The organism is Mesorhizobium sp. AA22 (assembly GCF_001672375.2).
GTDB lineage: Bacteria > Pseudomonadota > Alphaproteobacteria > Rhizobiales > Rhizobiaceae > Mesorhizobium > Mesorhizobium wenxiniae.
On the sequence record NZ_CP048406.1, the window covers coordinates 3,580,010 to 3,593,723 of the forward strand.

General features: G+C 63.1%; 8 protein-coding genes and 1 pseudogene. 4 read left to right on the plus strand and 5 right to left on the minus strand.

Annotation, left to right across the window (positions count from 1 at the left end):
* Positions 1 to 34 precede the first annotated feature (34 nt).
* From A9K68_RS17325 to A9K68_RS17340, 4 genes and pseudogenes are all read right to left on the minus strand, one after another.
* Positions 35 to 487 (minus strand): DUF983 domain-containing protein, encoded by a 453-nt coding sequence (locus A9K68_RS17325; RefSeq protein WP_065009489.1) that lies wholly within the window; start codon positions 485 to 487, stop codon positions 35 to 37.
* Complete coding sequence (gene rnr, locus A9K68_RS17330) at positions 487 to 2,754, minus strand: ribonuclease R (RefSeq protein ID WP_246811419.1); 2,268 nt, start codon at positions 2,752 to 2,754, stop codon at positions 487 to 489. Before rnr ends, A9K68_RS17325 begins: the two co-directional genes overlap by 1 nt.
* A gap of 42 nt (positions 2,755 to 2,796) precedes the next feature.
* On the minus strand, positions 2,797 to 5,439 hold the full coding sequence (topA, locus tag A9K68_RS17335) for a type I DNA topoisomerase (protein WP_065009491.1): 2,643 nt from the start codon (positions 5,437 to 5,439) through the stop codon (positions 2,797 to 2,799).
* Between the two features lie 454 nt (positions 5,440 to 5,893).
* Positions 5,894 to 6,261, minus strand: a pseudogene (locus tag A9K68_RS17340) (hypothetical protein).
* A 175-nt stretch (positions 6,262 to 6,436) separates the two neighbouring features.
* Here A9K68_RS17340 and A9K68_RS17345 point away from each other — a divergent pair.
* The 4 genes from A9K68_RS17345 (at position 6,437) to A9K68_RS17360 (ending at position 11,602) form a co-directional block, all read left to right on the plus strand.
* Positions 6,437 to 7,183: a cytochrome c biogenesis CcdA family protein gene (locus A9K68_RS17345; RefSeq protein ID WP_029353008.1), complete on the plus strand. Its 747-nt coding sequence runs from the start codon at positions 6,437 to 6,439 to the stop codon at positions 7,181 to 7,183.
* Between the two features lie 161 nt (positions 7,184 to 7,344).
* Complete coding sequence (gene glmU, locus A9K68_RS17350) at positions 7,345 to 8,706, plus strand: bifunctional UDP-N-acetylglucosamine diphosphorylase/glucosamine-1-phosphate N-acetyltransferase GlmU (protein WP_065009492.1); 1,362 nt, start codon at positions 7,345 to 7,347, stop codon at positions 8,704 to 8,706.
* A 233-nt stretch (positions 8,707 to 8,939) separates the two neighbouring features.
* The gene (gene glmS, locus A9K68_RS17355) at positions 8,940 to 10,763 is read left to right on the plus strand and encodes a glutamine--fructose-6-phosphate transaminase (isomerizing) (RefSeq protein WP_065009493.1); all 1,824 of its coding nucleotides are present in this window, start codon (positions 8,940 to 8,942) and stop codon (positions 10,761 to 10,763) included.
* Positions 10,764 to 10,843: 80 nt separating this feature from the next.
* Positions 10,844 to 11,602 (plus strand): DUF502 domain-containing protein, encoded by a 759-nt coding sequence (locus A9K68_RS17360; protein ID WP_065009494.1) that lies wholly within the window; start codon positions 10,844 to 10,846, stop codon positions 11,600 to 11,602.
* Here the strand turns inward: A9K68_RS17360 and recG are convergent.
* Complete coding sequence (gene recG / locus A9K68_RS17365; RefSeq protein ID WP_065009495.1) at positions 11,554 to 13,662, minus strand: ATP-dependent DNA helicase RecG; 2,109 nt, start codon at positions 13,660 to 13,662, stop codon at positions 11,554 to 11,556. The genes A9K68_RS17360 and recG overlap by 49 nt on opposite strands.
* Positions 13,663 to 13,714: the final 52 nt, after the last annotated feature.

Below are 13,714 nucleotides of genomic sequence, written 5' to 3' on the forward strand. Positions count from 1 at the left end.
CGTCCAGCCATGCCGATTTGCGCCAGCCTCGGTTTCAAGCCTCGGGATGCGACTCGATCAGATCTTCTTCCCCACCGAAGCCGTGCATATAGAACGCCCATTGCAGGCCGATGACGGCGCCCTTGACCGGCTGCAGCAAGGCGATCGCCATGAGGATGGTCAGCGGCACCCAGATGGCGATGTGCTGCCAGGTGGACAAAGTGGAGGTCGCTTCGACACCCATGAACGCGCCGAGCACGATGTGGCCGACGATAACAACCACCAGATAGGCCGGCAGGTCGTCGGCGCGGTGGTGATGGAGCTCCTCGCCGCAATGATTGCATTTATCGACGGTCTTGACGAAAGCGCGAAACAGCTTTCCCTCGCCGCAATGCGGGCAGCGGCCAAGCGCGCCACGCTTCATCGCCGTCCACAGCGGGCGGGCGATGCGGCCCGAATGATGTTCGCCGCCGAAAACCTGTTGGTTCATGTTCAAATCGCTTGGCATTATCGTCTCCTGCCGCGCGAGCCTGGACGCGATTGCGACGCGCGGGCGCGGCCTTTGGCCTTGTGAAACGACCGTTTGGAGCCGGGCAGCGGCTTTGGGTCGGTCAGCATCTCGAAACGCATCGCGCCGGCCATAGGCGCCACCTCGATCAGGCGAACCTCGACGCGGTCGGCAAGCTGATAGCCCTTGCCGGTGCGCTCTCCGAAAAGCGATCGGGCAGTTTCGTCGTATATATAGTAATCGCCGTCCAGGCTTGACACTGGGATGAAACCATCTGCGCCATACTGCGGCAATTGGACAAATAGTCCCGATTTGGTGACGCCCGAAATGCGTGCATCGAAACGATCGTCGACACGTTCGGCCAGATAGGCGGCGATCAGCCGGTCGACCGTGTCGCGCTCGGCGGCCATGGCGCGGCGCTCAGTGGCCGAGATCAGTGCTGAAACCTCTTCCAACCGCTCCGCCTCATCTTGCGTCAGTCCGCCCGCACCAAAGCCGAGGGCGGCAATCAGCCCGCGATGCACGATCAGGTCGGCATATCTACGGATCGGCGAGGTGAAATGCGCATAGCGTTTCAGGTTGAGGCCGAAATGGCCGATGTTGCTGGGCGAATATTCGGCCTGCATCTGGGTGCGGAGCACCACCTCGTTGACCAGACCCTCATGGTCGGCGCCGCGGACGCGATCCAGAATCCCGTTGAACTGGTTGGGCCGCATCTGCGCCCCGCGTGCCAGCGACAGGCCAAGCGTCTGCAGGAATTCGCGCAGCGATTCCTGCTTGGCGAGCGAAGGCGCGTCATGGATGCGGTAGACCAGCGCCTGCCGTTTCGCCTCCAGCGTCTCGGCCGCCGCGACATTGGCCTGGATCATGAATTCTTCGATCAGCTTGTGTGCGTCGAGCCGCTCCGGCACGACGACCCGGTCGACGGTGCCGTCCTCCTTGAGCAGGATTTTCCGCTCAGGCAGTTCAAGCTCGAGCGGCTGGCGCGTCTCACGGCCGCGCTTGACGACGGCGTAGGCATCCCACAGCGGCTTCAGCACCGTGTCGAGGATCGGGCCGGTCTTGTCGTCCGGCGCGCCGTCGATCGCGGCTTGCGCTTGCGGATAGGCGAGTTTCGCCGCCGATTTCATCATGATGCGGTGAAATGAATGCCTGAGCTTGCGGCCATCGGCCGAGAAGGTCATGCGGACCGCCAGCGCCGGGCGGTCCTGGCCGTCGCGCAGCGAACAAAGGTCGTTGGAGATGCGCTCCGGCAGCATCGGCACGACGCGATCCGGGAAATAGACCGAATTGCCGCGCTTCAGCGCCTCGCGATCGAGCGCGGTGCCATAGCGCACATAAGCGGCGACATCGGCAATCGCTACGGTAACCACCACGCCGCCGGGGTTCTTTTCGTCCGGATCCGATATGGCGAACACCGCATCGTCATGGTCCTTGGCGTCGGCCGGATCGATGGTGACCAGCGGCAGCTTGCGCCAGTCCTCGCGGCCGGCCAGCGTCGCCGGTTTGACCGCCTCTGCCTCGGCAATGACGTCTGCCGGGAAAATATGTGGAATGTCATGCGCGTGGATGGCGATCATCGAGACCGCCTTTTCGTTGGTCAGCGAACCGAGCACCGTCAGCACCTTGGCTCTGGGCAGTCCATAGCGGGAGGCCCGCGCCGGCTCGACCTCGACCAGATCGCCGTTCTTGGCGCCGTTCTGGAATTCCTTGTCGACGACCAGCTCCGGCTGACGTCTTTCGACAGGCTCGATGCGGAAGGTGCCGTCCTGCAGAACGCGAAAAACGCCGAGAACGGCATCGGTGCGCTTCTCGAAGATCTTCATCACCCGCCCGGTGTAGGCGGGGCCCGTCGCGTCATCGGTTGGAAAGGTCTTGGCCAGCACGCGGTCGCCGATGCCCGGTGTCGGGCCGCCGCCGCGCGACACGCGGATCGCTATGACAGGAGGCTCGCCGTTGCCCACGGCTTCGGTTGGGTGCGCCAGCAGCACGCCGTCGGCGTCTCGGCCAAAGATGTCGAGCACGGCGACATGGGCGACGGCGCCGACGCGGGCCAGCCGCTTGCGTTCCTTGGTCAGCAGGCCCTCATCCTGCAGGTCGCGCAAAATGTCTTTCAGCCAGATACGGTCCTCGCCGCGCAGCGCAAACGCCTTGGCGATATCGCGTTTTCCTGAGCGATCCGGATTTTCGGCGATGTAGCGCAGGATCTCGTCGCGGGACGGCCGGTAGTTATCCCTAACCTTGGCTCTCGTGTCGGCGGTGCGCAGATCGCCATGACTTCTTCCGGATACCCTGCGCGCCACGATGCCCTATCCCTTTTTGTTGGCCACTTTCTTGGCCGCTGGTTTTTGGGCCGCCGGTTTTTTGGCCGCCGCAGGCTTTTTGGCAGGTGCGGCCGCTTTGCGGAAGGGCTTTCTGCCGCCATTGCCGCCCTTGGCTTCCTTCTCGGCAATCAGCGCCAACGCGTCCTCGATCGTCACCGACTGCGGGTCCTTGCCCTTCGGCAGCGTCGCGTTGACCTTGCCGAAATTAACATAAGGCCCGTATTTGCCGTCACGCACGACGATCTTACCGCCGCCAGCCGGATGATCGCCGAGCTCCTTCAAGGCGGCGGGCGTGCCGCCATTGCGGCCGCCCGGGCCCTTCAACTGCTTCTCGGCAATCACAGACACGGCGCGGTTGAGACCGATCGAGAACACGTCCTCGATATTGTCGAGATTGGCGTAGGTGCCGTCATGCAGCACGAACGGGCCGTAGCGCCCCAGCCCGGCCGAGATCATCTTGCCGGATTCCGGATGCTTGCCGACGTCGCGCGGCAGCGACAGCAAGGCGAGTGCCTTTTCGTGGTCGATCGAATCGACCGTCCAGCCCTTGGGTAGGCTGGAGCGCTTGGCTTCCTTTCCGTCGCCGCGCTGGATATAGGGGCCGAAACGACCGGTGCGCAGGGTGATTTCCTCCGCCGTGTAGGGGTCCTTGCCAAGCACCTTGGTGCCGTCCTCGCCATTGCCGTTTTCGCCATTGGGATTGGCGGCGTCGCCGAGCTGGCGGGTGAAGGAGCATTCGGGATAGTTCGAACAGCCGACAAAGGCGCCGAATTTGCCGAGCTTCAGCGACAGGTTGCCGGTGCCGCATTTCGGGCAGATCCGGGGGTTCGAACCGTTTTCCCGCGCGGGAAACACCAGCGGCGCCAGTTCTTCGTTCAATGCATCGAGCACGTCGGTGACGCGCAATTCCTTGATGTCGGCGACGGCGCCCGAAAAATCCTTCCAGAAATCGCGCAGCACATCCTTCCAGGCGAGCTTGCCGTCCGAGATTTCGTCCAGTTTTTCCTCGAGCGAGGCGGTGAAATCATATTCGACATAGCGCTCGAAGAAGCTTTCGAGGAAGGCCGACAACAGCCGCCCCTTGGCCTGCGGTACAAGCTTGCGCTTGTCGATGGCGACATAGTCGCGGTCCTCGAGCGTCTTCAGGATCGCCGTATAGGTCGATGGCCGGCCGATGCCGAGCTCTTCCAGCTTCTTGATCAGCGAAGCCTCCGAATAGCGCGGCGGCGGCTCAGTCGTGTGCTGGGTGGCGTTGATCGCCTCGCGGTCGAGTTGTTCGCCGGCACGGATCTCGGGCAGACGGCGGTTTTCCTCGTCTTCCGAATCCTCGTCCTTCTGCTCGGTATAGGCGGCAATGAAACCGTCGAAGCGAACGACCGAGCCGACGGCGCGAAGCTCGGCCGTGCGGGCGCCATTGACCGCCTCGATCTCGACCGTGGTGCGCTCGATCTCGGCCGGCTGCATCTGGCTGGCGATGGCGCGTTTCCACACCATCTCGTAGAGCCGGGCCTGGTCGGCATCGAGATATTGCCTGACCGAAGCCGGCGTGCGCATGAAATCGGTCGGGCGGATGGCTTCGTGCGCTTCCTGGGCGTTCTTGGCCTTGGTGGTGTAGTAGCGTGACTTTTCCGGCAGGTATTTTGGGCCGAATTCCTTGGCAATGGCATCGCGGGCGGCCGAGATCGCTTCAGGCGCCATCTGCACGCCGTCGGTGCGCATATAGGTGATCAGGCCGGCAGTCTCGCCGCCGATATCCATGCCTTCGTAGAGCCGCTGCGCCACTTGCATGGTGCGGCTGGCCGAGAAGCCGAGACGCGAGGAGGCGGCCTGCTGCAGCGTCGAGGTGGTGAAGGGCGGACCTGGATTGCGCTTGGTCGGCTTGGCTTCGACCGACAGCGCCTTGAAGGTCGCGCCTTCGAGCATCGCCTTGATATCGTCGGCCTGCGCCTTGTTCGAAATGTCGAGCTTTTGCAGCTTCTTCCGGTCGAAGGCGGTCAGCCGCGCCTCAAAATTTTCCTTGCGCGGCGTGCCGAGGAGAGCTGATATCTGCCAGTATTCCTCGCGAATGAAGCGCTCGATCTCCAATTCGCGGTCGCAGACGAGCCGCAATGCCACCGACTGCACGCGGCCGGCGGAACGGGCGCCGGGCAGCTTGCGCCACAGCACGGGCGACAGGGTGAAGCCGACGAGATAGTCGAGCGCGCGGCGAGCGAGATAGGCGTCGACCAGCGGCGCATCGATCTGACGCGGAGTGGCCATAGCTTCCAGCACCGACGATTTGGTGATGGCATTGAAGACGACGCGGCTGACCGGCTTGTCCTTCAGCGCGCGCTTCTGCTTCAGCACTTCCAGAACGTGCCAGGAAATGGCTTCGCCCTCGCGATCCGGATCGGTGGCGAGGATGAGGCCGTCGGCGTCCTTGACCGCCTTGGCGATGTCGGCAAGACGTTTGCTCGAGGCGGTGTCGACAGCCCAGGACATGGCAAAATCCTCGTCCGGACGCACCGAGCCATCCTTGGCCGGCAGATCGCGGACGTGGCCGAACGAGGCCAGGACCTTATAGTTCTTTCCGAGGTACTTGTTGATTGTCTTCGCTTTGGCCGGCGATTCGACGACGACGACGTCCATGAGGTCTCATATCAGCTGTGGTGCGGCAGAAGAATTCCGCTGCGCGCGACGAAATCTCGTACAATTGTCGCTCACATGGCCGCGCTTTTGGATCCGGTCAAGGGGAAGCGCCCAAAATGCAGTCCTGCATTCAGTCCGCAACCCAAGGGTGCGTCATGTGATATCCGCAATCCCGGATAGGGGGAGCGGCTGCCCTACCGTTGGACAAGCCCGCAATGGATCCGGGAGAAACGGGACAAAATCTTCCGCGGATATAAGAGAAACATCGATCGTGCGCCAGCCCCCGCTGAAGAGACGTTCGGTGGGATGCTCTGTTGGCGGGCGAGCCAGGCGTGGCGAGTGGGGCTCATATGCCCAGCGGACAGTACCAAAAGCTGGCCGCCGGGAGGAGGCCTGCAGGGATACGCGGCAGTCAGCGATTTCGCGCCGGTCAAGGCGGGATGCAGGTTCGGGACTAGTCGGCTTTGGCTATGTGCCAGACGCCGCCGACGCCGTCGCCGGTCACATCGCCAGTCTTCTTATCCTCGATGAACGTGTAGAGCGGCTTGCCTTCATAGGCCCACATCTTGGTGCCCTCGGTGCGGTCCATTCGCCCTCGGCCTTGGCGTCGGCCTCCGTCTTTAGTGGCGGCCAATTGGTGGCGCATTTGTCGTAGCAGTTCGACTTGCCCGTCTCGTCCTTGTCGTAGGTGTAAAGGGTCATGCCGTTCGCATCGGTATAGATCTTGGTGCCGCCTACATCGGCTTCCTTCCATGCTTCGGCGGCATAGGAGGCGGCGGTGCCGAGTAAAAGCACCGCCAGCCCAACTGTGATCGATTTCATGGGGTTCCCCCTGATATGATCGAGAAGCGCGCGGAAAGCCGCCGCCTCGTTGCATCTACGCGCCTGGTGTGTCGTTTCTTCCTCGATGCAGGGCGGCAACTTGCCACGCAATGGTGATTGGCGGACAAGCCCGTGCGCCGTTATATCGGCGCCGATACAGTTGGGGTTTCGGGAAATGGCATTGGATATCGGCTATGTCAGCGCGGTCGGGGCGGGGGCGATCTCGTTCCTGTCGCCTTGCGTGCTGCCGCTGGTGCCGCCCTATCTCTGCTACATGGCCGGCGTGTCGGTCGATGATTTCCGCGGCAATGCCGGCGTCACGGCCAAGGCCGACGCACGTGCCGCGCTGCTTTATGCTTCGATTGCCTTCGTTCTCGGATTCTCGACCGTGTTCGTGGCGTTGGGCGCCGGCGCTTCGACTATCGGACGGCTGCTGCGCGTCTGGCAGGAGCCGCTGGCCATGGCGGCCGGCGTGCTCATCATCCTGATGGGGTTGAACTTCCTCGGCATATTGCGCATCCCGCTGCTGTCGCGTGAGGCGCGCTTCCAGTCGCAGGGCAAGCCGGCCAGTATCGTTGCCGCCTACGTCATGGGACTGGCCTTCGCCTTCGGCTGGACGCCTTGCATCGGACCGGTGCTGGGACCGATCCTGACGCTTGCCGGCGGCCGCGAGACGGTGGGCGAGGGCGCGGCTCTGCTCGCCGCCTATTCGCTCGGGCTCGGCATACCGTTCCTGATCGCGGCGCTGTTTTCCGGCGCCTTCATGAGCTTTCTCTCGAAATTCCGCGTCCATCTCGGCCGGGTCGAGAAGGCGATGGGCGCGCTGCTGGTCGTCGCCGGCGTCTTTTTCCTGACCGGCGGGGTGCAGGCAGCGTCCTATTGGCTGCTGGAGAATTTCCCGATGCTGGGGCAGCTGGGATAGGCTCCATATAAGCTGGAATTGCGCGCACAGGATTGAATTGCGGACCCGCTAACCTGGAGTCAGCTGCTCCACCACCTCACCGGAATTTAACCGCATTGGTGCAGCATCGCGCCAGTGCTAGACATACCTTGATTCCAACCCTTTTATATGGTTGCCCTTCTATGAGCCAGAGAACCTGCCTGTCCGTCATCCTCGCCGCCGGCGAAGGCACGCGCATGAAAAGCGCGGTGCCAAAAGTGCTGCACACGATCGCCGGCCTGCCGATGGTCGCCCATGTCGTGAGGGCTGCCGAAGCGGCAGGCAGCGGTGATCTGGCTCTGGTGATCGGCCATGGCGCGGACGAGATGCGCAAGGCCACGCAAAAGTTGGCGCCGAAGGCGGAGACTTTCGTCCAGGACAAGCGGCTCGGTACGGCGCATGCTGTTCTGGCTGCTCGCGACGCGATATCAAAGGGTTACGACGACATCCTCGTGATGTTCGGCGATACGCCGCTGATCGATCCGGAGGTGCTGACCGTTGCGCGCCGGAAGCTGGCGGAAGGCGCTGCCATCGTTGTGGTCGGCTTCCGCACGTCAAATCCTTCCGGCTATGGCCGGCTGATCGAAAAGGGCGGCAAGCTCATCGCCATCCGCGAGGAAAAGGACTGCACCGACGAGGAGAAGAAAATCACCTTCTGCAATGGTGGGCTGATGGCGGTTGCCGGCAAGCACGCGCTGCAGCTGCTCGACCAGGTCGGCAACGACAACGCCAAGGGCGAATATTACCTGACCGACATCGTTGAGATCGCCGGCGGGCAGGGTTTTGATGTCGTTGCCGCAGAAGCCGGCTTCGAGAATGTGCTCGGCATCAACAACCGCGCCGAACTCGCCGCGGCGGAAGGCATCTGGCAGACGCGCCGGCGGCACGAGGCCATGCTCTCCGGCGTCACATTGATTGCGCCGGAAACCGTGTTCTTTTCGCACGACACTGAAATCGGCGCGGATACGATCGTCGAACCGCATGTCTGGTTCGGGCCGGGCGTGAAAATCGCCACGGGAGCCAAGATCCATGCCTTCAGCCACATTGAAGGCGCCACCATCGCTTCGAACTGCGATATCGGCCCGTACGCGCGGCTGCGGCCGGGCGCCGATCTCAAGCAAAAGGCCAAGGTTGGCAATTTCTGCGAGGTCAAGCAGGCGACTATCGAGGAGGGGGCCAAGGTCAATCACCTGACCTATATCGGCGATGCCCGCGTCGGCGCCGGCGCCAACATCGGCGCCGGCACCATCACCTGCAACTACGACGGCTACTCGAAGTTCTTCACCGACATCGGCGAGGGCGCCTTTATCGGCTCGAACTCCTCGCTGGTGGCGCCTGTTACAATCGGCAAGGGCGGCTACATCGCTTCGGGCAGCGTGATCACCGAAAGTGTCCCGGACGATGCGCTGGCCTTTGGCCGCGCCCGCCAGAGGACGCTTGCCGGCAAGGGCAAGGAGTTGCGCGAGCGTTTTGCTTCGGCCGCGGCGGTCCGGAAAAAAGCCTAGCCGCGACGACTGCATCATGTCTTTGACGGATTTCAGGAACCGCTGAGCGCGATAGGATGCCCGTACGGAGAAACTGAGCGATTGCGGTAACCGGATTGCAAGAGCGCCCTGTCATGGTGCATCTGTGCAAGACCGTTGCGGCTGCTACGCAACGAAATGCAATGTGATTTTCGCGGCAGACCGGCCATCCCTAAATAGCGCCGGGTTTCTGCGGGGAAACGGGGAAAACGGCAATGTGCGGTATCGTAGGAATTGTTGGTCATTCGCCGGTCGCGCCGCTCATTGTCGACGCGTTGAAACGGTTGGAGTATCGCGGCTACGATTCGGCCGGCGTTGCCACTGTCGAGGACGGCCAGCTCGGACGCCGTCGCGCCGAAGGCAAGCTGGTCAATCTCGAGCGCCGGCTGAAGGACGAACCGCTCAATGGTATGATCGGCATCGGTCATACGCGCTGGGCAACGCATGGCGTGCCCAACGAGACCAATGCGCATCCGCATTTTTCCGATGGCGTCGCCATCGTCCATAATGGCATCATCGAGAATTTCGCCGAATTGCGCGACGAGCTGATGCGCGACGGCTACACATTTTCATCACAGACCGACACCGAGGTCGTCGCACATCTGGTGGGGCGCGAATTGGCCAAGGGCCTGAAGCCGGTCGAGGCCGCGCACCAGGCGCTGAAGCGGCTGGAAGGCGCCTTTGCGTTGGCCATCATGTTCAAGGGCGACGAGGACCTCATCGTCGGGGCGCGCAACGGCCCGCCGCTGGCCGTCGGCCATGGCGACGGCGAGATGTTCCTGGGCTCGGACGCCATCGCGCTTGCCCCCTTCACCAATTCGATCACCTATCTGGAGGACGGCGACTGGGCGGTGGTGCGCCGCAACGAGGTCGCCATCTTCGACATGGACGGCAGCAAAGTAGACCGCAAGCGCCAGCAGTCGCTCAGCACCAGCTTCATGGTCGACAAGGGCAACCGGCGCCATTTCATGGAGAAGGAAATCCATGAACAGCCCGAAGTGATCTCGCACACGCTGGCGCATTATGTGGATTTTGTCGGCGGCGTATCGAAGCCGCTCGACCTGCCGTTCGATTTCGCCAAAATCGACCGGCTGGCGATCTCGGCCTGCGGCACTGCCTATCTCGCCGGCCTGATCAGCAAATACTGGTTCGAGCGCTATGCGCGGCTGCCGGTCGACATCGATGTCGCTTCGGAATTCCGCTACCGCGAGATGCCGCTGTCGAAGACAGACGCCGCCTTCTTCATCTCGCAATCGGGCGAGACCGCCGACACGTTGGCCTCGCTGCGCTATTGCCGCAAGGCGGGCATGAAGATCGGCGCGGTCGTAAATGTCCGCGAATCGACGATGGCGCGCGAGTCCGACGTCATCCTGCCGACGCTGGCCGGGCCGGAGATCGGTGTCGCCTCGACCAAGGCCTTCACCTGTCAATTGTCGGTGCTGGCCTCGCTTGCCGTGCGGGCCGGCGTGGCGCGCGGAACGATCTCGCGGGAGCAGGAAACGACGCTGGTACGTCAACTGTCGGAAGCGCCGCGCTATGCCAACCAGGTCTTGAAGCTCGACGGGCAGATCGAAAAGGTCGCACGCGACCTCGCTCACTATAAGAATGTGCTCTATCTCGGCCGCGACACCAATTTCCCGCTGGCCATGGAAGGCGCGCTGAAGCTCAAGGAAATCTCCTATATCCATGCCGAGGGCTACGCCGCCGGTGAGCTGAAGCACGGGCCGATCGCGCTGATCGACGAGAACATGCCTGTCATCGTCATTGCCCCGCATGACCGCATCTTCGAAAAGACCGTATCGAACATGCAGGAAGTGGCGGCACGCGGCGGCAAGATCATCCTGATCACCGACAGCAAGGGTGCCACACACGCCACGGTGAAGACGATGGAGACGATCGTGCTGCCGGACGTGCCGGAAATCATCTCGCCGATCATCTACGCGCTGCCGATCCAGATGCTGGCCTATTTCACCGCCGTGTTCATGGGCACCGACGTCGACCAGCCGCGCAACCTGGCGAAATCGGTGACTGTGGAATAGGCGTGGTTTAAAAAATTTCGCGGTTCCAAAGCGGATTGCGGTTCATTAATGTTGCGCCGCAATCAGTGCTGCGGTGAACCATGTCCGATGCGCCCAAGACCTCAGGCATGACCCGGCTGCGGAATTACTTCCTGACAGGCTTTGTCGTCTGCGCGCCGCTGGCGATCACCGCTTACATCGCCTGGTCCTTCATCGGCTGGGTCGATTCCTGGGTGAAACCCTATATTCCGGCTCGCTACAACCCCGATAGCTATCTGCCGGCGCCGGTTCCGGGGTTCGGCCTGATCGTCGCCTTGATTCTGATCACCCTGATCGGTTTCTTGACCGCCAATATAGTCGGTCGCGCTATCGTCTTGTTCGGCGAACGGCTGCTCGGCCGCATGCCGCTGGTGCGCGGCATCTATGGCTCGTTGAAACAGATCTTCGAGACCGTGCTGTCGAACAAAGGTGACATGTTTCGCCAGGTCGGGCTGGTCGAATATCCGCGCAAGGGCGTCTGGTCGCTGGTCTTCGTCGCCAGCGACAAGGAAACCGAGATCAACCAGAAGCTCGACCAGGAAGGTGATCCGCTAATCGCGGTTTTCATGCCGTGCGCGCCCAACCCGACCACGGGCTTTCTTATGTATGTGCCGAAATCCGACATCGTGCTGCTCGACATGACGGTCGAGGACGGCGCCAAGCTGATCGTTTCGGCAGGCTTGGTGGCGCCGGCGGTCAAGACGAAAATGGTGACGTTGAACGGCAAATCGATCGGCGGTCAGATCGGCAATCCGCCTGTGGATGCCGAGCCTCAACCGGCGCGCAAGAGCCGCACAGCCTCGTCGCGGCCGAACAAATAAAGCAGCATGCGAAGGGCGGCGCCGCGTTCGGATTGCAGCTCGGGATCGCGCGACAGGATCAGCCGCGCGTCGTCGCGGGCGGCTTCGAGCAGGTCGGCATGCGCTTCGATGTGCGCCACCTGGAAACCTGGAGTGCCGGACTGGCGGGTGCCCAGCAGCTCGCCTTCGCCACGCAGTTTCAGGTCCTCCTCGGCGATGCGGAACCCGTCCTCGGTCTCGCGCATCACCGACAGCCGGCGCGTTGCCGTCTCGCCGAGCGGATCCTTGTAGAGCAGCACGCAGGAGGACGGTTTTTCGCCGCGACCGACCCGGCCGCGCAACTGGTGCAACTGGGCGAGGCCGAAGCGCTCGGCATGCTCGACCACCATGATCGTCGCATCCGGCACATCGACCCCGACCTCGATGACCGTGGTGGCGATCAGAATGCGTGTCTCGCCGGCCTTGAAGGCGCGCATCGCCTCGTCCTTGTCGGCGCCCTTCATGCGCCCGTGCACCAGGCCGATCCGGTCGCCGAACAGCGGCTTTAGCGAGGCAAAGCGGTCCTCCGCCGACATCAGCTTGATCTCTTCGGATTCCTCGACCAGCGGGCAGATCCAGTAGATCTTCTGGCCGTCGGCGACGGCGTCGCGCATGCGGCCGACCAGTTCGTAGAGCCGCTCGAGCGGCAGGGTGACGGTGCGGATCGGCTGGCGACCCGCCGGTTTTTCGGTCAGCTTCGACACATCCATGTCGCCGAAGGCGGTCAACACCAGCGTGCGCGGGATCGGCGTCGCCGTCATCACCAGCATGTCTGGGGCATCGCCCTTGGCGGTGATGGCAAGCCGCTGGTGGACGCCAAAGCGGTGCTGCTCGTCGATGACGGCGAGGACGAGGTCGTGGAACGTCACCGTTTCCTGGAACAGGGCGTGGGTGCCGACGACGATGTCGATCTCGCCATTGGCCAGACCGGCCAGCGTGTCAGTGCGCTCGCGGCCCTTTTCACGGCCTGTGAGGATGGCGATGCGCAGGCCGGCTTGTCCCGCCAAAGGCGCAATCGTCGCAAGATGCTGGCGCGCCAGGATTTCGGTCGGCGCCATCAACGCCGCCTGGCCGCCGGCCTCGACGGCGCGCGCCATGGCGAGTAGCGCGACCACCGTCTTGCCGGAGCCGACATCTCCCTGCAAAAGCCGCAGCATGCGTTCGGGATCGGCGAGATCGGCGTTGATTTCGGCCAACGCGAATTCCTGGCTGGGAGTCAGCGAATAGGGAAGGGCGGCGCGCAGGTTTTCGACGACGCGGCCGTCGCCGACCAACGGTCGTCCGGACAAGCGGCGGACTTTCGCGCGCACCAGCGCCAGCGACACCTGGCCTGCCAGAAACTCGTCATAGGCGAGACGCCGCCAGGCCGCGCCGTCGACGGACACGTCGATCGGGTCGGCGGGATTGTGGATGCTGGCGAGCGCGTCGCCGAAGGCAGGAAAGGTGCGGCGGCGCAAAAACTCGCCATCCTGCCATTCCGGCAGCACCGGCAAGCGAGCGAGCGCTTGGCCGATTGCGCGGCGCAGTACTTTTCCCGAGAGCCCAGCGGTGAGCGGATAGACCGGCTCGACCAGCGGCAGGTTTTCCGCTTCGCTGGCCAGCGCGATGTGGTCTGGGTGGACCATGGTCGGCCGGCCGTTGAACCATTCCATTCGACCCGAGACCACGACATGCTCGCCCTGGGGCATCGCCTTTTCGAGATAGGCGGCGTGCGCATGGAAAAAGGTCAGCGCGATCTCGCCGGTGTCGTCATGGGCGTAGACGCGGTATGGCACCGATCTGTTGCCGCGCGGCGGCGGCTGGTGGCGGTCGACGCGTACTTCGAGGGTGACGATCGCGCCTTCGGCCGAACCGGAGATGCCCGGCCGGTTGCGGCGGTCGATCACCGTGTGGGGCAGCATGAACAGAAGATCGCCGGCGCGCGCCGCTCGGTCGCCGAGATCGGCCGGCACGATTTTCTCGATCAGCGCGCCGACCTTCGGCCCGATGGCAGCAAGCGAGGTGATCGGGACAAACAGCGGATCGAGGAGGGAAGGACGCATGATGTCAGCTTATGTCGAGACAGCCGCAGCGCAAGGCTGACACCGCCCTCTA